The sequence below is a fragment of the Nocardia veterana NBRC 100344 genome (genome assembly GCF_000308855.1).
GTDB lineage: Bacteria > Actinomycetota > Actinomycetes > Mycobacteriales > Mycobacteriaceae > Nocardia > Nocardia veterana.
Map to the genome: position 1 here is coordinate 1 of NZ_BAGM01000108.1, position 20,475 is coordinate 20,475.

Annotated in this window: 21 protein-coding genes and 2 pseudogenes; 14 read left to right on the forward strand and 9 right to left on the reverse strand. The window is 68.9% G+C overall.

The genetic code is table 11. The features are described 5' to 3' along the window. The 7 genes and pseudogenes from ON37_RS33860 to ON37_RS20500 form a co-directional block, all read left to right on the forward strand. A pseudogene (locus ON37_RS33860) lies at positions 1–226 on the forward strand (lytic transglycosylase); the annotation flags it as partial. 163 nt (positions 227–389) lie between these two features. Further along, positions 390–1,229, forward strand: coding sequence for a lytic transglycosylase domain-containing protein (locus tag ON37_RS33525; RefSeq protein ID WP_040721598.1), 840 nt, complete (start codon positions 390–392; stop codon positions 1,227–1,229). A 140-nt stretch (positions 1,230–1,369) separates the two neighbouring features. Continuing rightward, positions 1,370–2,506, forward strand: a complete 1,137-nt coding sequence (locus ON37_RS20485; RefSeq protein WP_040721549.1) for an Mrp/NBP35 family ATP-binding protein — start codon at positions 1,370–1,372, stop codon at positions 2,504–2,506. Between the two features lie 136 nt (positions 2,507–2,642). Next, a pseudogene (locus ON37_RS20490) lies at positions 2,643–2,924 on the forward strand (DivIVA domain-containing protein); the annotation flags it as partial. Positions 2,925–3,655: 731 nt separating this feature from the next. Further along, positions 3,656–4,228 (forward strand): DNA-3-methyladenine glycosylase I, encoded by a 573-nt coding sequence (locus tag ON37_RS20495; protein ID WP_040721550.1) that lies wholly within the window; start codon positions 3,656–3,658, stop codon positions 4,226–4,228. Positions 4,229–4,409: 181 nt separating this feature from the next. Continuing rightward, positions 4,410–4,577 (forward strand): DUF3117 domain-containing protein, encoded by a 168-nt coding sequence (locus ON37_RS31890; protein ID WP_064902036.1) that lies wholly within the window; start codon positions 4,410–4,412, stop codon positions 4,575–4,577. 170 nt (positions 4,578–4,747) lie between these two features. Further along, positions 4,748–5,635, forward strand: a complete 888-nt coding sequence (locus tag ON37_RS20500; RefSeq protein ID WP_051031846.1) for a putative RNA methyltransferase — start codon at positions 4,748–4,750, stop codon at positions 5,633–5,635. Between the two features lie 72 nt (positions 5,636–5,707). Here ON37_RS20500 and ON37_RS20505 read toward each other — a convergent pair whose 3' ends face one another. Beyond that, the gene (locus ON37_RS20505; protein WP_051031834.1) at positions 5,708–6,562 is read right to left on the reverse strand and encodes a sigma-70 family RNA polymerase sigma factor; all 855 of its coding nucleotides are present in this window, start codon (positions 6,560–6,562) and stop codon (positions 5,708–5,710) included. A gap of 129 nt (positions 6,563–6,691) precedes the next feature. Between ON37_RS20505 and ON37_RS20510 the strand changes: the two genes are divergently transcribed. Further along, a complete protein-coding gene (locus ON37_RS20510; protein WP_083893155.1) occupies positions 6,692–7,177 on the forward strand; it encodes a DoxX family protein in 486 nt (161 codons plus the stop codon). Here the strand turns inward: ON37_RS20510 and glgA are convergent. Beyond that, the gene (gene glgA / locus ON37_RS20515; protein WP_040721603.1) at positions 7,153–8,322 is read right to left on the reverse strand and encodes a glycogen synthase; all 1,170 of its coding nucleotides are present in this window, start codon (positions 8,320–8,322) and stop codon (positions 7,153–7,155) included. The two genes, ON37_RS20510 and glgA, sit on opposite strands and share 25 nt — an antisense overlap. A 176-nt stretch (positions 8,323–8,498) precedes the next feature. On the opposite strand from glgA, the gene glgC reads away from it, so the two are divergent. Then, entirely contained in the window at positions 8,499–9,713 is a 1,215-nt protein-coding gene (gene glgC, locus ON37_RS20520; RefSeq protein ID WP_040721551.1) for a glucose-1-phosphate adenylyltransferase, read from the forward strand. Between the two features lie 9 nt (positions 9,714–9,722). Here glgC and ON37_RS20525 read toward each other — a convergent pair whose 3' ends face one another. The 5 genes from ON37_RS20525 to ON37_RS20545 form a co-directional block, all read right to left on the reverse strand. Beyond that, entirely contained in the window at positions 9,723–9,971 is a 249-nt protein-coding gene (locus ON37_RS20525) for a hypothetical protein (protein ID WP_040721552.1), read from the reverse strand. Positions 9,972–10,097: 126 nt separating this feature from the next. Further along, positions 10,098–11,756, reverse strand: coding sequence for an ABC transporter permease (locus tag ON37_RS20530; RefSeq protein ID WP_085997353.1), 1,659 nt, complete (start codon positions 11,754–11,756; stop codon positions 10,098–10,100). Then, on the reverse strand, positions 11,753–12,697 hold the full coding sequence (locus tag ON37_RS20535) for an ABC transporter ATP-binding protein (RefSeq protein WP_040721553.1): 945 nt from the start codon (positions 12,695–12,697) through the stop codon (positions 11,753–11,755). Before ON37_RS20535 ends, ON37_RS20530 begins: the two co-directional genes overlap by 4 nt. Positions 12,698–12,721: 24 nt before the next feature. Further along, positions 12,722–13,375 (reverse strand): TetR/AcrR family transcriptional regulator, encoded by a 654-nt coding sequence (locus ON37_RS20540; protein ID WP_040721554.1) that lies wholly within the window; start codon positions 13,373–13,375, stop codon positions 12,722–12,724. Positions 13,376–13,524: 149 nt separating this feature from the next. Next, positions 13,525–14,172 carry an O-methyltransferase gene (locus ON37_RS20545; RefSeq protein ID WP_174362127.1) on the reverse strand — a complete coding sequence of 216 codons (648 nt, stop codon included), beginning with the start codon at positions 14,170–14,172 and terminating at the stop codon, positions 13,525–13,527. A gap of 380 nt (positions 14,173–14,552) precedes the next feature. Here ON37_RS20545 and sigE point away from each other — a divergent pair, with 380 nt between their 5' ends. The 5 genes from sigE to ON37_RS20570 all read left to right on the forward strand — a co-directional run bounded on the left by sigE (position 14,553) and on the right by ON37_RS20570 (position 18,618). Then, the gene (sigE, locus tag ON37_RS20550) at positions 14,553–15,170 is read left to right on the forward strand and encodes an RNA polymerase sigma factor SigE (RefSeq protein WP_051031848.1); all 618 of its coding nucleotides are present in this window, start codon (positions 14,553–14,555) and stop codon (positions 15,168–15,170) included. 67 nt (positions 15,171–15,237) lie between these two features. Beyond that, positions 15,238–15,627: an anti-sigma factor gene (locus ON37_RS20555; RefSeq protein ID WP_040721555.1), complete on the forward strand. Its 390-nt coding sequence runs from the start codon at positions 15,238–15,240 to the stop codon at positions 15,625–15,627. Next, positions 15,612–17,189 carry a S1C family serine protease gene (locus ON37_RS20560; RefSeq protein WP_051031849.1) on the forward strand — a complete coding sequence of 526 codons (1,578 nt, stop codon included), beginning with the start codon at positions 15,612–15,614 and terminating at the stop codon, positions 17,187–17,189. The genes ON37_RS20555 and ON37_RS20560 overlap by 16 nt, the downstream gene beginning before the upstream one ends. A gap of 9 nt (positions 17,190–17,198) precedes the next feature. Then, entirely contained in the window at positions 17,199–17,660 is a 462-nt protein-coding gene (gene tatB, locus ON37_RS20565) for a Sec-independent protein translocase protein TatB (RefSeq protein WP_040721556.1), read from the forward strand. Between the two features lie 127 nt (positions 17,661–17,787). Beyond that, complete coding sequence (locus tag ON37_RS20570; protein WP_040721557.1) at positions 17,788–18,618, forward strand: hypothetical protein; 831 nt, start codon at positions 17,788–17,790, stop codon at positions 18,616–18,618. A 42-nt stretch (positions 18,619–18,660) separates the two neighbouring features. Here ON37_RS20570 and ON37_RS20575 read toward each other — a convergent pair whose 3' ends face one another. Together ON37_RS20575 and folP are read right to left on the reverse strand one after the other, a co-directional pair. Then, on the reverse strand, positions 18,661–19,584 hold the full coding sequence (locus tag ON37_RS20575) for a glucosyl-3-phosphoglycerate synthase (protein ID WP_040721558.1): 924 nt from the start codon (positions 19,582–19,584) through the stop codon (positions 18,661–18,663). After that, entirely contained in the window at positions 19,581–20,453 is an 873-nt protein-coding gene (gene folP, locus ON37_RS20580) for a dihydropteroate synthase (protein ID WP_051031835.1), read from the reverse strand. Before folP ends, ON37_RS20575 begins: the two co-directional genes overlap by 4 nt. Positions 20,454–20,475 lie beyond the last annotated feature (22 nt).

A 20,475-nucleotide genomic window follows, 5' to 3' on the forward strand; every position in this document is an offset into this window, starting at 1 on the left:
GGGGCAGGCCGCACCCGGGGCCCCGGCGCAGCCGCCCGCGCCCGGCCGGCCGGACGACAGCCCGGCTCCGGAGCAGGCACAAATGCCTTCCAAGACACCGGAACCCGGGCCGGAGGCGGCGGCTCCCGCACCGGCCGCACCGCCCCCGCCGACCCAGGCGCCGGGGATCACGCTGCCGTTCGGCATCGTGATTCCGCTGCCCGCTCCGCCGGCCCCACCGAGATAGGCCGCACCCCCTCGCGCGACGATCGGAACCCCTGCTGAGGCAGGGGTTTCGGCGTAAACGGGACACCCGGTCACGAAGCAGTAACGAAAAGGTCTCGGATGCGGTAATCTGATCTCGTTGTGTCACGAAAAGCTCACAGCGAGCATTGGAGGGTCACCACATCGTGGGACGTCACCGTAAGCAGCCGGCCACCCCTGTCCGGCGCGGATCCGTTATCGCACTGACCGGACTCGTCCCCGCGGGACTCGTCGCCGTCGGCGCCTCTGCCGCCGAGGTGAACACCGGCGAATTCACCGCCGTGGCTCTGCCGCAACACACTCCCGACGGCGCCCGGCAGGCCGTCGAGAAAAAAGAGGCCGCGGACGAAACGCTGCGTGCCGCAAAACATCCGGGACCCCCGATCTCGAAAACCGTTGCGCAGCCGGCGGGTCGGGTCGCCGCCGATCTGCCGGCCGGCCCGAACGGCATTCCGGGTATCGCCTACGAGGCATATCAGAACGCGGAACGGATTCTGGCGCAGGAACAGCCCGACTGCCATATGCCGTGGTCGGTGCTGGCCGGTATCGGTCAGGTGGAATCCCACCACGCCTACGGCAAGGCGGACTCGAAGGGCGTCGCCCTCGAACCGATCTACGGCCCGGTCCTCGACGGCAGCCTCGCGGGCAACAACGTCGTGCACGCGACCGGTGACGAACTGGACGGCGGGATGCAGGGCTACACCCGCGCGGTCGGCCCCATGCAGTTCCTACCCGAAACCTGGCGCAAGTTCGCCGGGGACGGCGACGGCGACGGGATCGCCGACCCGCAGAACCTCTTCGACGCCGCCCTCACCGCCGGTAACTACCTCTGCTCGGGCGGACTGGACATGTCGGATCTGTCCCAGCAGTCCAAGGCGATCATGCGCTACAACAACTCGATGGCGTATGTCGCCAACGTGATGGCCTGGGAAGTCGCCTACCGCACCGGTGTCGCCCCCAAGCCGAGCCAGCTACCGCGGATCTGAGCGAGACCCGGTCACGCAGGCTGCCGCCTCCGGCCGCGTCGCTCCGGTCGCTGTATCAATTGGCGACCTTCGCGGCGGCCTCCGTGGTTACGCAGGCTGCCGTCTCCGGCCGCGTCGCTCCGGTCGCTAGACTCAGCCGTATGCCAGTGGTTACGGAAACGGATGTGCGGGGCGCGCTCGCAAAGGTGAACGACCCGGAGATCCGCAAGCCGATCACGGAACTCGGCATGGTGAAGAGCGTCGTGGTTCGCGAGGACAGCAGCGTCCACGTCGAGATCTACCTCACCACGGCGGCCTGCCCGCTGCGCACCACCCTCACCGACATGGTCACCAAGGCGGTCGCCGACGTGGCCGGGGTCGGCGCGGTGACGGTCGACCTCGACGTGATGAACGACGAGCAGCGCACCGAACTGCGCAAGCAGTTACGCGGCGATTCCGCCGAACCGGTCATCCCATTCGCCCAGCCCGGCTCCTTGACCCGGGTATATGCCGTCGCCTCCGGTAAGGGCGGCGTCGGCAAGTCCAGCGTCACCGTCAATCTCGCCGCCGCGCTCGCCGCGCGCGGGTTGTCCGTCGGTGTTCTCGACGCCGATATCTACGGTCACTCGGTGCCGCGCATGCTCGGCACCGAGCAGCGCCCCACGCAGGTGGAGCGGATGATCATGCCGCCGATCGCGCACGATGTGAAGGTCATCTCGATCGCCATGTTCACCCAGGGCAATACGCCGGTGGTGTGGCGCGGCCCGATGCTGCACCGCGCGCTGCAACAGTTCCTGGCCGATGTGTTCTGGGGTGATCTGGACGTCCTGCTGCTGGATCTCCCACCCGGCACCGGCGACGTCGCGATCTCCATCGCGCAGCTGATCCCGAATGCCGAGATCCTGGTGGTCACCACTCCGCAGCCCGCCGCCGCCGAGGTCGCCGAGCGGGCCGGCGCCATCGCCCTGCAGACCCGCCAGCGCATCGCGGGCGTGGTGGAGAACATGTCGTGGCTGGACCTGCCCGACGGTTCCCGCATGGACCTCTACGGTTCCGGCGGCGGCCAGGCCGTGGCGGATCGCCTCAGCCGCGCGGTCGGCGCCGACGTCCCGCTGCTCGGCCAGATTCCGATCACCCAGGAACTGCGCGAAGCCGGCGACGAAGGCACCCCGATCGTGCTGCGTGACCCGGAAAACCCTGCCGCTCGAGCGCTTCGCGGTATCGCCGACAAGTTGGCCGTGCGCCGTCGCGGTCTGGCGGGCATGTCGCTGGGCATCGACACCACCCGCCACCTGTAGAAGCCCGGGCGCACGCGCCCATCCCGGACAGGGCTGCGGCGCGCCCGCACGGCTGCGCGCCGCGAAGCCCCGGTACGCCGCCGCGACGGCCCTGGCTGCCGGGATCACTGTCGGTGTCGCCACCTAAGCTCGACACATGCTCACGCTGCTGTTGTACGTGCTCATCGTCGGCTTGGTGGCCGCGCTGCTGTTCCTGGTGGCCAGCGCGGTGTTCGGGCGCGGGGAGGAATTGGGTCCGCTGCCCGAGGGCACGACGGTGACGGTGCTGCCGGCCACCGGGATTCGCGGGGCCGACGTGCGCGCGTTGCGATTCCAGCAGGTGTTCCGGGGCTATAAGGCGGGCGAGGTCGACTGGGCACTGAGCCGGTTGGCCGCGCGCATCGACGAGCTGGAGGCGCAGCTGGCGCAGAGCAGCGGCGGGACCTCGGCCGGCGCCCCCACGATCGCCGCCGGGCACACCGAAACCGCACCGCCCCAATCGAATTCGACTCCGTACAACACCCTCGGGCCCGACAGTGGGACCACATCCAATTTCGTCACCGGCACGTTCCCGGGTACGCCGGCCGGCCCCGCCTCCCCCGGCGCGGGCTTCGTGCCGCCCCAGGCGAGCGCTGCGGGTACGAACGGATTCGGCGGCGCGTACCCGCCCACCCTGGCGGCATCCGACGCCTACCCGTTCGGCACGGCACAGCCCGCGTCACCCGCCGCCACCGGGTTCGGCCCCGCACCGGCCGGCCCGATCCCCGCATCCGGCTCCGGTACGCCCAGCGGCGGTCCCGGCCCCAGCCCATCGCCGAACCCGAACGGTTTCGACGCCGCGCATCCGAGTGCCGCTGCCGTACCGAGCGCGAACAGCGCCGCCGTCCCGCCGTCGGGCACCAGCGAGTTCCCGGCCCCCGCGGCACCGGGCTCGGCCCAACCCGGGCCAGGTTCGAGCACCGCTGGGTTCGGCGGCACCGCACCGGGCATCCCGGCGGTCCCGGAGCCGCCCGGCCTCGGTGGGCCCGCGAGTCCGGGAATCTCGAATACCGGGATTCCGGGTAGCGGCCCGCAGGGCGGATTCACCGCGCCGTCCGATCTCGGGTCGACGGGGTCCTGGGCTCCCCCACCGCTGCCCGGAGATCCGAATTCGGCCACCGGAGGACCGCGTTGAGCGTCGAGGCGGCAGTCGCCGACGGGAAGGTGCGGTGCGGGTGGTCGCAGTCGTCGCAGCTGTATCGGGACTACCACGACACCGAGTGGGGCCGGCCACTGCACGGGGACGACGCGCTGTTCGAGCGGATGTGCCTGGAGGCGTTCCAGTCGGGATTGTCGTGGATCACGATCCTGCGCAAACGGCCCGCGTTCCGAGCGGCCTTCGACGGCTTCGTCATCGAACGGGTGGCCGAATTCGGTGACGCCGACGTGGAACGCCTGCTGGCCGATCCCGGCATCGTGCGCAATCGCGCCAAAATCGTCGCGTGTGTCGCCAATGCCAGGGTTGCGCTGGAGCTGAATCCGGGACTGGACGAGCTGCTCTGGTCCTTCGCCCCGCCGGCGCGACCGCGCCCGCGCACACTGGCCGACGTGCCCGCCGTCACACCCGAATCCGTAGCTCTCGCAAGAGAACTCAAGAAACGAGGGTTTCGTTTCGTCGGCCCGACGACGGCCTACGCGCTGATGCAGGCGACCGGAATGGTCGACGATCATCTGGCCGATTGCTGGGTCGATCTGCGGCGTTGATCGCGCGCCACGCCGGTCGGTTTTCGAACTCAGGTACCCGGCCGGTTCGCTGATAAGGAAGAATAGGCATGGTGCAGCCCACCGGACGCGTGCCTCGCGTCCGGCGGCTGTCTGTTGGTGACAACACACATTAGTTCCGAGAAGTGCGCAGCAGACCGCGCGGATCTGGAGGGAGCAGAGGATGGCGGCCATGAAGCCCCGCACCGGGGACGGTCCCCTCGAGGCAACCAAGGAAGGGCGTGGAATCGTCATGCGGGTTCCACTCGAGGGTGGCGGGCGTTTGGTCGTCGAGCTCACGCCGGAGGAAGCGGCAGCTCTCGGCAAAGAGCTCACCGCGGTCACCAGCTAGCCGCTCGACCCAACCGAAACAACCGGTGACGAAATTGCCGGCGCGGCCCCGTGCGCGCAGATCCGGCCGCTGCGATGGCCGGATCTGCGCGCGCCACCTCGATCCGCTCGGCGGAGTAGCCGGTCCCCCGGTCACATGGCATGAGTGAGCCGGAATTCACGCCTGCGCCGATGCCCGGTGCGGCATCGTCGGCAACGGATCGGCACCCGGCCGCCGCTTCGCCGCTGGCGGCCGTCGCCCCGGCGTTGGCCTGTCCGGAATGCCGCGCGGATGTCGTGGTGCGAGAGCGCCGCCTCCTGTGCGCATCCGGCCACAGCTTCGATATCGCCAGACAGGGCTATGTCAGCCTGTTGACCGGCGCCGCGACCAAGATGAGCGGTGATACCGCCGACATGCTCGACGCCCGTGCCCGGTTCCAGTCCGCCGGATATTTCGAACCCATCGCCCGCGCCGTGGCCGACGCCGTGGCGCGACCGACGGACGTCGACGACAGCGGCACGATCCTCGAGATCGGGGCCGGAACCGGTTATTACCTGTGCGCCGCATTGGATGCCGTCCCGGAGGCTCGCGGTATCGCGCTCGACGTGTCGAAGCCGGCGGCGCGCCGAGCCGCTCGCGTCCATCCCCGCGCGGCGTCGGTCCTTGCCGACGTGTGGCGTGGGCTGCCGATCCGGAATCACGCGCTGAGCCGGGTCCTGTCGGTTTTCGCGCCGCGCAACCCCGAGGAGGTCGCGCGCGTGCTCCGGCCCGGTGGCAGGTTCGTCGTCGTCACGCCGACCCCGCGCCATCTCGGTGAGCTCATTGCGCCGCTCGGCATGGTCGGCGTGCAGGCCGACAAGGACGAGCGGCTGACCGGCGCCCTGTCCGCGCATTTTCGGCTCGGTGAGCGGAACACCGTGGAATATCCGATGACCTTGGCGCACGCGGCGGTGGCGCAGGTGGTCGGCATGGGCCCGTCGGCCCACCACGCCGCCGAATCCCGCCACGATCTGATCGCCGCCCTCCCGAACCCGGTCCCGGTGACCGCATCGGTCACCGTCACCACCTACCACCGCTGAGCCGATCGCGATTCCCGCGCTCGGCGATGCCGGTCTCCATCGTCCGCCGCCCGGACCGATGGCCGGCCGCTCTCATCCGAGCAGTGCAGCCACCCGCTCCCGCTCGGCATAGACGGACATGTCGGCGACGCGTCCCCCGGTCACCGTGAAGCCGATCAGCACTCCCGGCCGATCGTCGAACATGATCAGTGCGCCGGCCGCGCCGTTCACCAGCACCGGACGCACATCGGAGGAAGGCCGAGCGAACAGCAGTGCCCGCCGCGCCGTATCGCCCGGTCCGTGGATTTCCCAACCGGTGCCCCGGCCCGCATCGGCCCGCAGGGTGATCTGCGGATCCAGCTGAGCCACCAGCGCATCGAAGTCGCCGCGCCGGGCCGCGGCGAAGAAGGCGTCGACGACCTGCCGCTGCGCCGCGCGATCACCGTCGGGGACAGGAGCCTCGTGCACCCGGCGGCGGGCCCGGCCGGCCAATTGGCGTGCGGCGGCCGGCGTTCGGTCCAGCAGCACCGCGATCTGCTCGAACGGCACGCCGAAACTGTCGTGCAGGACGAACGCGATCCGCTCGGCCGGTGCCAGTCGCGACAGCACCACCTGCATGGCCAGCCCGATCGAATCCGCCAGTAGCGCTTGCTCTTCCGGGCCGTGGTCGGTACTCACCAGCAGTGGATCCGGCAGCACGGTACCGCTGGGCAGCTCCGGCCGGGCCCGTTCGGCGCGCAGCCGGTCCAGGCAGGTGTGCGCGACGGCGGTGGTGAGCCAGGCGTCGAGATTGCCGACGCCGTGCGGTGGACTGCGGTGGATCCGCAGATAGGTCTCCTGGACCGCGTCCTCGGCATCGCGTGCGGACCCCAGGATGCGATGGGCCAGGGCGCGCAGCCGCGGGCGTTGTTCGTGCAGTCGGCGCAGGGCCTGTTCGCGCTCGCTCACCCGTCACATCCTCGGCATGCGATCCGCCGTATCAGTGGATCCGTGGGACTGCCGTCGGTCCCCTCGCATCCTGCGGGGCCCGGCGCGGTGTCGGTATCCGCGTCCACCATAGCCAGCGAGGAGACGCTCATGAGTGACCTTCCCCACACCGATTCGGTCGACACCGGGTCCGTGCCCGGCGCCCATCGGACGCCATCCACGGAACGCGCGGCAACGACCGATCGCTACCGCGTCATCGGGTACCGGGTCGCCACCGCGGCCGTCGTCGCCGAAGCGGCGGTGGGCGGCATCTGGGATATCGCCCGCATCCCGTTCGTCCGAGATGTGGTGACCCACCTCGGCTATCCCGAATACTTCCTGGTCCTCCTCGGCGCCTGGAAACTGGCGGCGGCGATCGCACTGACCCTCCCGCGCCTGCCGCTGCTGAAGGAATGGGCTTATGCCGGAACGTTTTTCGTCTACACCGGTGCCATCGTCTCGCATCTGACGACCGGCTACGCCCGGGGCGAGGTCGCGGTGCTGACCGTGTTGGCGGTCCTGACGATCGCCTCGTGGGCCCTGCGCCCGGCGCAGCGTTGCCTGCCCGGGCGTCAGCCCTTACGGATGCGGTCGTAGAGGTCGGTGGTGCGGGCGGCGACCTGCGCCCAGCTGAATTCCGCCATCGCCCGGGCCCGGCCGGCCGCGCCGTAGCGCGCGGCCGTATCCGGGTCGGCGGCCAGCGTGTTCACGGCGGCGGCGAGATCGCGTTCGAACTCGCGCGGCCGCCGCGGGTCGTAGTGCACCAGCCGACCGGTCTGACCGTCCGCGACCACCTCCGGAATTCCGCCCACATCCGAGGCGACCACGGCGGTACCGCAGGCCATCGCCTCGAGGTTCACGATTCCGAGCGGCTCGTAGACCGACGGGCAGATGAATACCGTTGCGGCCGAGAGGATTTGCCGAACCTGCTCGGCCGGGAGCATATCGCGCACCCAGAAGACACCACCGCGGATCTCGGCGAGTTCACGCACCGCGCGCTCGGCCTCGGCCTCCAGTTCCGAGGTGTCCGGCGCACCCGCGCACAGCACCAGCTGGATATCGGGATCGATATCGCGGGCCGCGGCCAGCAGATGCGCGACGCCCTTCTGCCGAGTGATGCGCCCGACGAAGGCCGCGATCGGCGCGTCGGTGCGCACCCCCAGCTCGGCGAGTACGTCCCGGGCCTCCGCGACCGGTCCACCGGGGAACCAGGCCCGGGTGTCGATGCCGTTGTGCACCACGTGGACGCGGGACGGATCGACCGTGGGGTAGGCGTCGAGGACGTCGTGCCGCATCCCCTCGCTCACCGCGATCACCGCGTCGGCGTTCTCGATCGCAGCCCGTTCCGACCAGGAGGAGAGCCGGTATCCACCGCCGAGCTGTTCGGCCTTCCACGGCCGCCGCGGTTCCAGCGAATGGGCGGTGAGCACGTGCGGAATGCCGTAGAGGGTGGCCGCGAGGTGTCCGGCCAGCCCGGTGTACCAGGTGTGCGAATGCACCACGTCGACGTTGCCGACGGAATCGGCCATCCGCAGTTGGGCCGACATCATCTGCAGGGCGGAATTGGCCGCGTAGAGCATCGGATCGGGTTGATGCACCACCGCGTCGGCACGCTCGGCGCCCATACAGTGCACCGTCACGTCGCACAGCCGACGCAGCTGTGGGACCAGCTCGGTCACGTGCACCCCGGCCCCGCCGTACACCTCGGGTGGATACTCACGGGTCAGCATCGCGACCCGCAGCCGGTCGGCGTCCACCGGGAGAATCGGCTCGCGGCCGCCATCCGCGAAACTCACCGGTCCAACCTAATCCGTGCGCCCGGTCGCCACCACACTCGACCCGCCATCCCGCTCCGGACGGCCACGCCGGACGAACCGGCATCGGACGGGCTCTGGCCTCGGACGGTAGGTTGAATTCCGTGAGGAGCCAGCCGCACGTACTCGGGGTAGTGCTAGCCGGTGGTGAGGGTAAACGACTCTTTCCCCTCACCAAGGACCGCGCCAAGCCCGCGGTCCCGTTCGGAGGCGCCTACCGCCTGATCGATTTCGTCCTCTCCAACCTCGTCAACGCCGGATATCTGCGCATCTGCGTACTCACTCAATACAAATCGCATTCCCTGGACCGGCACATTTCCCAGACGTGGCGGCTGTCGGGTTTCGGCGGCGAATACATCACCCCGGTGCCGGCCCAGCAACGCCTCGGACCGCGCTGGTACACCGGCAGCGCCGATGCGATCATGCAGTCGCTGAACCTGATCTACGACGAGGACCCCGATTACATCGTCGTATTCGGCGCCGACCACGTCTACCGCATGGATCCCGAACAGATGGTGGCCCACCACATCGACTCCGGGGCCGGGGTCACGGTCGCGGGGATCCGGGTACCGCGCAGCGAGGCCGGGGCGTTCGGCTGTATCGATTCCGACGAGTCCGGACGCATCACGCAATTCCTGGAGAAGCCGGTCCATCCGCCCGGTACCCCCGACGACCCGAATATGACCTTCGCGTCGATGGGCAACTACGTGTTCACCACCAAGGTGCTGGTCGACGCGATCCGCGCCGATGCCGACGACGTCGATTCCGACCACGATATGGGCGGCGACATCATTCCGGCGCTGGTCGCCCAGGGCCAGGCCGGTGTCTACGACTTCGCCCGCAACGACGTCCCGGGTTCGACCGACCGCGACCGCGGCTATTGGCGTGATGTGGGGACCATCGACGCCTTCTATGCCGCCCATATGGATCTGGTCTCGGTCCATCCGATCTTCAACCTGTACAACAAACATTGGCCCATCCGTGGCGCGGCGGAGAATCTGGCGCCGGCGAAATTCGCCCAGGGCGGACTGGCCCAGGAGTCGATCGTGGGGGCCGGCAGCATTCTGTCCGCGGCGACGGTTCGCAATTCGGTGCTCAGTTCCAACGTGCTCATCGAGGACGGGGCGACCGTGGAGGGCAGCGTGCTGATGCCCGGTGTGCGGATCGGCCGGGGCGCGGTGGTGCGCCGCGCGATTCTGGACAAGAACGTCATGGTCGGCGAGGGCGAGATCATCGGCGTCGACCTCGAGCGCGACCGGGAACGGTTCGCGGTGAGCAACGGCGGCGTGGTCACCGTCGGCAAGGGTGTGTGGGTCTGAACCCGACCGTCAGCGACCCGGCATCGGGTACTGGGCCGGAGGCGGCGGCTGGGTGACGCCGGGGGTGCCCGGGCGGTAGCAGAACGGCGTACAGGTTCCGGGCGGAACGGTCGGCGCTCGCGACGGATCGTCGAATTTGTCATTGCTGACCAGCAGCATCACCAGCAGCGCCACGAAGACCGCGCCGCCCAGGCAGACGATGGCGAGAATCAGCCAGCCACGGGGCGCGACCTCGATCAGTATTCCGCGCTCGTACACTCCCCGCCTCCCCGCACCGAATTACCCACTGTGCCAATGGTATCGGCTCGGCACCGCGACCGCTCCCGGAAGCGGACCGCCCGGCCGCGAAATCTGTCGCGGCCGGGCGGTGACCTGCGATGGCGTTCAGCGCAGATCGCGTCGACGCCAGCCCGCCAGCCCCACGGCGGTGAGGGCCGCGGCGAGCGCGACCAGCGCGAGCACCGGCGTCGCACGGAACTCCTCGGCCGGCAGTTTCGGCAGGTGAGCGTAGGGATTGACATCCAGAACCCATTGCGGCACACCGGAAATCGAGCCCAGGAGATAGACGGCGACGCCGGCGGTGAACACCCCCCACGCGACCGGGGTCCACCGGGGTAGCAGCCCGAACAGCAGCACGGTGGCGGCGGTGAAGACCCAGACCGCCGGAACCTGGATCAGCGCGGCGCCCAGGGTCTGCGGGACCTTGCCGCCCAGATCGTCGGCGGCGATCCCGTAGGCGAGTCCACCGATCGCGCCCGAGATGAACAGCGCGAGCACCGGTCCGCCGAAGGCGAAGATCAGATGTGTTGCCGCCCAGCGGATCCGGCCGACCGCTCCGGTCAGCACGATTTCCGCGCGATCGTTGCTCTCCTCGGCGAACATTCGCAGCGCGGCCGAGATCGAGTAGGCCGCCGCGGCCAACCCCACCATCGAATAGGCGGTGTTGAGGAAGCCCTGTTCCACACCCTGCGAACCGCCGAGTCGCGCGATGACATCGCGCACGGCCTGGCTGGAACCGATCTCGTCACCGATGCCGTGGATGACGCTGCCGATGATGAGGCCGTAGAGTGCCAGCCCGACCGTCCATGCCAGCAGGGTGCCGCGCTGCAGCCGCCACGCCAGCCCGAGCGGTCCGCTCAGCAGGGCCGAGCCGGCCGCCGGACCGGGACGTTCGGCGATCAGGCCGGCGCCGGTGTCGCGCCGGCGCAGCAGGGTGTACGCCACGGCGATCAGTACGGTCGCGGCCACCGCGTGCAGCACCAACACCCACCATCGGTCGCCGGCGAACGGACGGACCTGCAGCGACCAGCCCTGCGGGGACAACCAGGTCAGGATGTCGGTCGGACCGTCGGCGGCCCGGGCGTCACCGATCGCGCGCAGCGTGAAGGTCACCGCCAGAACGGCCAGGGCGATCCCCCGGGCGATCCGGGCGCCGGCACTGAGCTGCGCGGTCACCGCCGCGACGGCCGCGAAGACGATACCGGAGGCGGCCAGTGCGGCGCCGAAGGCCAGCGAGCCGTCGACCGGGACCCCGGCTCCGGCGATGCTCACCGTCGCGACGAGTCCGACAGCTAGGCAGGCGCCGCAGGTCAGCAGCAGGGTTGCCGTCAGCGGGGCGAACCGTCCGACCCGGGTGGAGGCGAGCAGTTCCTCGCGGCCGGTTTCCTCCTCGGCGCGGGTGTGCCGGATGACGGTCAGAATGGTGGCGATGCCGATCAGGGTGTAGAACGCCCCGGCCTTCCACACACCGGCCGCGCCGAGGGTGGTGTTGTAGATCGGGCCGTACATCGCCAATTGGGCGGGGCTGGACAGGACGGTCCGCGCGAAACCTTCCAGATCGGCGGGCGAGGAATACAGTTTGTCGATGCTGCCCACGTACACACTGCCCAGGGGCAGCGACAACAGCAGCACCCACAGCGGCAGCACGATACGGTCGCGGCGCAGCGCCAGCCGCAGCAGTTGGCCGGTGCCGGTGAATTCCGAACCGCCCCGGGCGGATTCGGCGAAACCACCGTACGGGCGGGCGATGGTGGCGGTGCTCATTTCGCCGCCTCGCTGAGTGCGCGGTCCGCGGCTTCGCGGGAATCGGCGGCGGGCTGCCCGTCGAGCGAATAGTGGCGCAGGAACAGCTCTTCCAGCGTCGGCGGCTGGCTCACCAGGCTGCGCACCCCCGCATCGCCGAGCACCCGGATGAGCTCGCCGAGATGTTCGCCGTCGACCTGGCAGTGCAGCATATGACCCTCGACGGTGACATCCTCGACCCCCGCGATGGCACCGAGATCGCCCGGGTCACCGATCAATTCGGCCTGAATCGAGGTGCGGCTCAGGTGGCGCATATCGGCGAGCGTGCCGCTTTCCACGGTCCGGCCCGCGCGGATGATCGTCACCCGCTCGCACAGCACCTCCACCTCGGAGAGGATGTGGCTGGACAGCAGGACGGTGCACCCGCGCTCGGCGGCCTCCCGCGCGCATTCCCGAAACACCTGTTCCATCAACGGGTCCAGCCCGGAGGTCGGCTCGTCGAGCAACAGCAGCCGGGCATTCGAGGAGAAGGCCGAAACCAGGGCGACCTTCTGCCGGTTGCCCTTGGAATAGGTGCGCGCCTTCTTGCGCGGATCGAGTTCGAATCGCTCGATCAACTCGGCTCGCCGCCCGGCGTCGAGTCCGCCGCGCATCCGCGCCAGCAGGTCGATCGTCTCGCCGCCCGACAACGTCGGCCACAGCGTGACATCGCCGGGCACATAGGCGATGTCGCTGTGCAACGCGACCGCATCGGTCCACGGATCGCGACCGAGCACCCGCGCCTGCCCGGAGGTGCGCGCGAGAATGCCGAGCAGGATGCGGATGGTGGTGGATTTGCCGGCTCCGTTGGGTCCGAGGAAGCCGTGTACCTCGCCTTCGGCGACCTCCAGATCGAGGCCGTCGAGAGCCCGTACCGATCCGAAATCCTTGCGCAGATTCCGGACCTCGATTGCCGCTGACATCGAATCTCCTTGTGAGATGACGGTTCACATTTCGGCGAGCAGCGAGTCCAGCACCGAGGAGTCGGCGAACAGACCGTGGGTGTTGACCTCGATCGCCGGCAGCATCATCTGGTCGGCGTACTCGCGCAACGCTTGTCGAAAGTCGAGCTTTTCTTCATGGCGGGCGGCGTAGAGCTGCAGGTAGAAGAAGAATCCGCCGCCGTTCTGCACCGCCAGGTAGTTCGCCGTCGCCGCGACGTCTCGGGGCCGGCGTAGCGTGCCGGCCGCGATACCGATCTCGAGATAGGCCTCCACGTCCGCGCGCAACTGATCGAACAGCGAGGTCATCAGCTTTCCGCCGGCCTGAAAGCTGCGCATCAGGTAGGCGGTGTAGGGCGCGAACTCCTCGATCTCGGCGAGGGCCTTCCACGTCGAATTCGGCGAGGGCTGTTGTACGTATTCCGTCTTCGCTGTCCGAATGACTGCCCGCACGTGCTCGTCACACGCTTCGCGCAGGCCGTCCTTGGAACCGAAGTGGTGATTGACCAGTCCGGGCGAGACCCCCGCCGCCTTGGCGATGGCCCGAACCCCGACCCCGAATCCCTCTTCTCCGAAGACCACGATCGCCGCGTCCCGGATCCGAGCGGGCGTGCTCAGATCCGAGGCGGATCCTTCCGGTACGGCTGCTCCCTTAAACACATGTTCAATATACTAAACACTCGTTCAATCGGCACGCAATACTTTCCCGTCAGGGAATCCGAAAAGGTAAATGCGCAGGTCTACAGCGTCGGATCAGCTATTTCCGGACAGCACCGCCGCCGGGCCGCCCGTCACGGACGACCGAACCGTCAGCCGCGGGAAGCGCAGAGCAAGCCGTCGCCGACCGGGATGAGCACGCTGGTCAGGTCCGGATCCTCGGCGATGGCCCGGGTCGCGGCCCGCACCGCCTGCGTCGCCGCGTCTCGCTGCGCCGGATCGGGCACCCGGCCGCCGAGCAACGCGTTGTACATCAGCACCGCGCCACCCTCGCGCAGCAAACGTACGGCCTGTTCCACGTACTGCGGCTGTTCCAGCGGCGCGGCATCGATGAAGACGAGATCGTAGGCGCCGTCGGCGAGACGCGGCAGAACATCCAGGGCGCGGCCGTTGATCAGCCGGGTACGGGCGGGTGCGATATCGGCCGCCCGGAAGGCGTCCTTGGCGGCGCGCTGATGTTCGGGTTCGGAGTCGATGGTGGTCAGCGTGCCGTCCTCGCGCATACCGTCCAGCAACCACAATCCGCTGATTCCGGCGCCCGTGCCGACCTCGACCACGGCCCGGGCGCCCAGCAGTTGGGCATACATGCTGAGCAGTGCGCCCACCGACGGCGGCACCGGCGCGGCGCCCAGTTCGGTGGCCCGCTCGCGCGCGGCGATCAGGATCTCGTCCTCGACCACGGATTCCTCCACGTAGGCGAGGTTGCGCTGCAGGGCTGATGCCGCTGGGTTGTGGCTCACGAATATGAGGCTAACGGCGTGCGACCCCGGGGGCGCGACGACGGCCGCTGTTTTTCTCAGGTGTCCCTCAGCCTCCCCATACCACCGGCACATCGGGAACCGCCAGAGTAATGACCAAGCAAGGGCCGGCCGACCGCCGGACGGCGCCCGGGAACACCGGACTCAGGTCGCGGGTTGTACCCGGTACGCGACGACCACCAGTCGTCGTGCGCCTACCACGGTCCCGAGTAGGAGGTCACCCCATCCACAAGGTCGATGCGGCGCGCGAATACGCCACCCTGCCCGAGTCGAGTCTGCCGATCGGCGTCTCGTCGGATTACGAGCTGCCCGGTGCGGCCGGACCCGATGTGAACACCGGCACAGAATTCGACGATACCCGTGTGCCCGGCGATGGGCTCGAGGCCGCCGTCGACGACGAGGCGCTCAGCGGTACCGCCGCCTTCGACGCCACCGGTGACCGGTCCGTGATGCCGTCCTGGGACGAATTGGTCCGCGAACACGCCGACCGGGTCTACCGGCTCGCCTACCGCCTGACCGGCGATCCGCAGGACGCCGAGGATCTCACCCAGGAAACCTTCATCCGGGTGTTCCGGTCGCTGCAGAACTATCAGCCCGGCACCTTCGAGGGCTGGTTGCACCGGATCACCACGAACCTGTTCCTGGACATGGTCCGCCGGCGCAATCGCATCCGGATGGAGGCGCTGCCCGAGGACTACGACCGCGTGCCGTCCGAGGGCCCCGGGCCGGAGCAGGTCTATCACGACGCCCGGCTGGATCCGGACCTGCAGCGGGCGCTCGACGCGCTGGCGCCGGAATTCCGGGCCGCCGTGGTGCTGTGCGATATCGAGGGCCTGTCCTACGAGGAAATCGGCGCTACCCTCGGGGTGAAACTGGGTACCGTGCGCAGCCGGATCCATCGCGGCCGTCAGGCACTGCGCGACTACCTTGCGCATAATGGTTCTCAGCAGCGGTTCACCGCTGAGGAGAAGGTCGGGTAAACAGCGTCTCGAGGCGCCGTGGCACTGCCCGGCGAAGCTGTAGTCCGTCGGAAGGGTGTGCATCCGTATGACTGGCGAGGGTCGTTTCGCCCCCACCGAACACCTGGCCAGTGAGGCCGTCGTCGCCTACGTGGACGGCGAGCTGAGAATGAACGCCTATCTGCGCGCGGCCGAACATCTGTCCCGCTGCCCGGAATGCGCGGCCGAGGTCGAAGCACAGCAGCAGGCCCGGGTCGCGCTGCGCCGGGCCGCGCAGATGCAGATCTCCGCACCCACGGGCCTCCAGGACACGCTCAGCCGGATCCCGTTGGCCGACCTCACCGGAAGTACCTCCGAAAACATGTCTCGTGGCGCGAGTTTCCTCGGCCTGCGGGCGGATTCGTTCCGTTTCGCCTCCTCCTCGAATCGAGAAATCGGTTTCGAGAGCAGGCGGTGGACGGGATGGTGGCGCAAGTAGAGTTCACGAACGTGACCACCGAATCGACGCCGTCCACCCCTTCGGATTCGGCGGCCCACAGGGGGAACCTGAGGCCGTCGGACGCGCCCGTTCTGGGGCCGCGCCCGGTATACCGCCCGGATATCGACAAGCACACCGCACGCGCCTTCCGCCGCCCCGAAGGGCAGGTCGGATCCTTCGCCCCACACGCCACGGCCACCGCGGCTCCGCGCCACGACACCCCGGAACTGGTCAATCGGCCGCCGGATGCGGTGCTGGCCGAGGCGTTCGGCCGCCCCGCCGGGTCCGACGAACTGTTGCAGCGCGACCCCGACGCCGCCACCGAGGCCCCCGCCTCCGCCGTCCCGGCCGATCCCTGGCGCGACCCGCAGGCCGCCGCCCGGCTGGGCGAGCCGGCGATCCACACCCCCGCGCCGCAGCCGCTGCCGCCGGGCACCAAACTCAGCGCCCGCGAAGTCCTGTTCGGCGGCAAGGTCGCGCCCAAGGCCCTCGCCATCCTGGGCGTGGCAGCTCTGGTCATCGGGGTGGTCGGTGGCCTGGTCGGCCGGTTCACCGCCGAGAACACCTCCGCGCTGACCTCCCGCAAGGTGGCACTGCAGCAGGAGTCCAATTCGGATAAGCCGCACAGCCAGGTCGCGAAGGTGGCCGATGCGGTGCTGCCGTCGGTGGTCTCGATCCGGGAAACCGTCGGCGACAACGGCGCCCTGGGTTCCGGTGTGGTCATCGACGGCAACGGCTACATCGTGACCAACAACCACGTCATCTCGATGGCCGCGCAGGACAAGTCCGGCCGCGCCAAGATCCAGGTCAGCTTCTCCGACGGCACCAAGGCCCCCGCCCAGCTGGTCGGGCGCGATCCCAAGACCGATCTCGCCGTGCTGAAGGTCGACGTCAAGAATTTGACCGTGGCCCGGCTGGGCAAATCCTCCGAGGTGCAGGTCGGCGACGACGTGCTGGCCATCGGTTCGCCGCTGGGTCTGAGCAAGACCGTCACCTCGGGCATCGTCAGCGCCCTGCACCGGGCCATCCAGGAGAGCCCGGAGGCCGGCGACGACACCGCGGGCGCCTTCGACGCGGTGCAGACCGACGCCGCGATCAACCACGGCAACTCCGGTGGCGCGCTGGTCGACGGCGAGGGCCGGCTGATCGGTATCAATACCGCGATCCGCAGTGAGAGCGGCGGCTCGGTCGGGCTGGGCTTCGCGATCCCGGTGGACCTGGTCCAGGAGGTGTCGCAGACCCTCATTCGCGACGGTGTGATGTACCACCCATGGCTCGGTGTCAGCGCACGGACCCAGCAGGTCGAGAACGACGCCATGAGTGGTGCGGCGGTCGCCGACGTCGTGGCGAACAGCCCGGCTGCAAAGGCCGGCATCAAGGAAGGCGACATCATCGTGCGAGTAGGTGACCGGCAGGTCACCGAGCGTGCCGAGCTCACGGTTGCGGTGCAGTCGCATCGGATCGGCGAGACCGTGGATCTACAGCTGATCCGCGACGGCCGTCAGGTCACCGTCCCGGTGACCCTGGAATCCGACAAGAACGCCCCGCAACCGCCCCAGTAGCCTGGTCTTATGTTCAATATCGGCTGGCCCGAGATGGTGATCCTGGTGGTCGCCGCGCTGGTGATTCTCGGCCCGGAGCGGCTTCCGGGGGCGATTCGCTGGACCGCGCAGAGTCTGCGTCAGGTTCGCGACTACGCCTCCGGCGCCACCAGCCAGCTGCGAAACGACCTCGGACCCGAACTCGACGAGCTGCGCAAACCGCTCGAGGAACTCAACGAACTGCGCAAACCGCTCGAAGGGTTGCGCGGGATGACCCCGCGGTCGGTGGTCACGAAACATCTTTTCGACGGTGACGGCTCGCTGTTCACCGGTAGCTTCGGCACGGCGAACTCGGCGAACGGCTCCGGTAATTCCGCCGGCGGAAATTCCGGTCCGGCGAATTCCGCGTCCACGCCGAACTATTCGGTCCCGGAACCGCCGAAACCGCTCGAACGCAACGAAAAACCACCGATCGATTTCGACGCGACCTGATCGGCCGGGCATCACGACAGCTACCGAAGCGGCGAAATGCCCGCTGTGCTCACCGGATTCACCGGAAGCCCGGAATTCGTCAACCGGACTAGACGCATCCGGCTGTCGAGCTATCTAGACTTCGCACATGTCAGCCGATGAGGTGGCACGGGTGTTCGCGATCGAAGACAAGGTCGAGCGTCTCAAGGCTGCCACCGAAGGGGTCGCGGCGGCCCAGCAGACCATCAACGAACTCACCCGCATCCGCCGAGCGGTGATCCGGGACCTGCATGCCGAGGGCTGGACCTTCGCCAGGATCGGTGCGGCAGCGGGACTTTCACGTGCCCGGATTCACCAGGTCAGCACCCAGGGCCCGGTCCCGGAGGGCCTGTTCTTCGGACACGGACCGCTGACCGTCCTCACGCCCGACCAACGGGCCGCCACCCGCACCGCACCGCTGGTCGGCGCACCCGACGCGGCCGCGCCGAACCGATTGGCAGAACTGTTGCGGGAGCTGGGATTCACCGTCACCGTCGAGCGATTTCTGCCCGGCCGACCGCTGAACCTCGACCGCGACGGGCTGATCATCCTGGGCGGACCCGAATTGTCACCCAGTCTGCGCTATCTGGTGGCGGCGGATCCGCGCCTGCGCCGCACACTCGCCCGCGCGGGGCGGGTCCGACGAGCGATCGAGGACCGGGCCGCGCGGCGGATCTACCGTCCGGGCGGCACCGAACCCTACGACATCGCCTATCTGGCCCGGCTGCCGCGGCCGGATCGCCGCGGCACCGTGCTGGTTATCGACGGACTGCACCCGCCCGGATCACTCGGGGCGGTACGGCTTCTCGCGACCCGGCTGGCCACCCTGCACGAGCGCGCGGATACGCGAACGTTCTCCGCCGTGGTCGGGGTGCGCTACGACCGCAATACCGGTGAGCCCATCGAAGCGGATCTGCTGACCCCCATCTATCGCCACTGAATCGCTGTCGCCACCGAGCGGTCGTTCGCTCCGCCGCGGGATTCAGGCGGCGACCTGCTCCGGCCGCAGCGTGATCATGGGCGGTCGGTCCGCCAGCCGCACATCGGTGGTGAGTGCGGTGAATTCCTCGCCGACCAGCGGGAATTGAGTCAGCGCGGCACCCGAGTCACGAATCCCGCTGCGACCCAGCACCGTTCCGAGGATTTGCCGGCTCATCACTCCGAGGTCCGAGAGCGGGCGGTTACGGTGGGTGCGCACGCCCAGGTTCACCTGCCCGATCGCCTGCAGTCCGAGCAGATCGAAAGTATCCAGCAGCAAACCGATTTCCACGCCGTAGCCGGGCGCGAACGGCACGGCGGTCAGCAGTTCCCGGGTGCCGGCGTACTCACCGCCCAAGGGCTGCAACACCTTCGACAGCTCCGGTCGCAGCGCCGCCAGCAGCGGGCGCGCCACCAGTTCGGTCACCCGGCCGCCGCCGTGCTGTTCCACCGCCGCGCCCTGCCGCAGCGGACGCCGGTAGTAGGCCTTCACCAGGTGCATTCCGTCCACGGTCAGCAGCGGGCCCAACAGTTTGGGTACGAACATCGGATCGGGATCGATCAGGTCCGAATCCACGAACGCGACCAGATCACCCGATGTGGCGGCGAGCGACCGCCACAGCACCTCACCCTTGCCGGGCACCGGTTCCAATTCCGGCACGGCCTCTTCCCGGCTGATCACCCGGGCGCCGGCCGCGCGCGCCCGCTCGGCGGTCGCGTCCACGGAGCCCGAATCCAACACCACCAGCTCGTCGACCAGCGTCCCGAGCAGGGGACGGATACTGCCCACCACATCGGCGACGGTGCGTTCCTCGTTCAATGCGGGCAATACCACCGAGACGGTGCGCCCGTCCTTCGCGTCGACCAATTCGTCGATCGCCCACTGTGGCCGATCCCACGTATTCGTGGCAGTCCAATCGAACGTCATACCAGACCTCGCAAGGTTCGTGCGGGGGGCCGGATGCCCTGAATCGCCGCGATCATGTCCACCACGCGCCGGGTTGCGGCGACCTCGTGAACTCGGAAGACTCTCGCGCCGGCCGCGGCCGCCCAGGCGGTTGCCGCCAATGTGCCCTCCAATCGCTCGGAAAGTCCGACACCAAGAGTCTCTCCGATGAAATCCTTATTGCTCAGCGCCATCAAGACCGGCCATCCGGTATTTACAAGAATGTCCACGGCCCGCAACAGTTCGAGCCCGTGATAGGTGTTCTTCCCGAAATCGTGGGTCGGATCGATGAGAATCGCATCCGCCGCCACCCCCGCGGTCCGCGCCGCCTCGGCGGCCCGGACCAGTGTATCGGTGACCTCGGACACCACATCGGCGTACCGCACCCGATGCGGGCGGGTCCGCGGCCGCGCACCCCCGGTATGGCTGCAGACGATGCCGACCCCGAGTTCGGCCGCCACCCCCGCGAGGTCCGGGTCCGCCCCCGCCCAGGTGTCGTTGATCAGATCGGCGCCTTCGGCCACCGCGGCCCGCGCCACCCCGCTGCGCCAGGTGTCCACACTGATCAACAGCTCGGGGTAGCGCTGCCGGATGGCGGCGACGAACGGCACCACCCGGCGTGCTTCCTCGGCGGCGTCGACCTCCTCCCCCGGGCCGGCCTTGACCCCGCCGATATCGACGAGATCCGCGCCTTCGCGCACCGCGCGCGCCACCGCCGCCATCGCGGCCTCGTCGGAGAACGTCGCGCCCCGGTCGTAGAAGGAGTCGGGTGTGCGATTCACGATCGCCATCACCAGCGCCCGATCCGTCGCCACCGGCTTCCCGCACAAGGTCGACAACGGAGAGCTCATGGAGCCGAGTGTAATTGCCGGC

What these genes read in the sequence shown, in the direction of transcription:
- ON37_RS20575 (WP_040721558.1), bottom strand. Translation starts at nt 19,584, where the DNA reads ATGACGTTCGATTGGACTGCCACGAATACGTGGGATCGGCCACAGTGG.
- ON37_RS20500 (WP_051031846.1), top strand. Translation starts at nt 4,748, where the DNA reads ATGCCCGGTGCGGCATCGTCGGCAACGGATCGGCACCCGGCCGCCGCT.
- tatB (WP_040721556.1), top strand. Translation starts at nt 17,199, where the DNA reads ATGTTCAATATCGGCTGGCCCGAGATGGTGATCCTGGTGGTCGCCGCG.
- ON37_RS20510 (WP_083893155.1), top strand. Translation starts at nt 6,692, where the DNA reads ATGAGTGACCTTCCCCACACCGATTCGGTCGACACCGGGTCCGTGCCC.
- ON37_RS31890 (WP_064902036.1), top strand. Translation starts at nt 4,410, where the DNA reads ATGGCGGCCATGAAGCCCCGCACCGGGGACGGTCCCCTCGAGGCAACC.
- ON37_RS20570 (WP_040721557.1), top strand. Translation starts at nt 17,788, where the DNA reads ATGTCAGCCGATGAGGTGGCACGGGTGTTCGCGATCGAAGACAAGGTC.
- ON37_RS20555 (WP_040721555.1), top strand. Translation starts at nt 15,238, where the DNA reads ATGACTGGCGAGGGTCGTTTCGCCCCCACCGAACACCTGGCCAGTGAG.
- folP (WP_051031835.1), bottom strand. Translation starts at nt 20,453, where the DNA reads ATGAGCTCTCCGTTGTCGACCTTGTGCGGGAAGCCGGTGGCGACGGAT.
- ON37_RS20560 (WP_051031849.1), top strand. Translation starts at nt 15,612, where the DNA reads ATGGTGGCGCAAGTAGAGTTCACGAACGTGACCACCGAATCGACGCCG.
- ON37_RS20535 (WP_040721553.1), bottom strand. Translation starts at nt 12,697, where the DNA reads ATGTCAGCGGCAATCGAGGTCCGGAATCTGCGCAAGGATTTCGGATCG.
- ON37_RS20530 (WP_085997353.1), bottom strand. Translation starts at nt 11,756, where the DNA reads ATGAGCACCGCCACCATCGCCCGCCCGTACGGTGGTTTCGCCGAATCC.
- ON37_RS20485 (WP_040721549.1), top strand. Translation starts at nt 1,370, where the DNA reads ATGCCAGTGGTTACGGAAACGGATGTGCGGGGCGCGCTCGCAAAGGTG.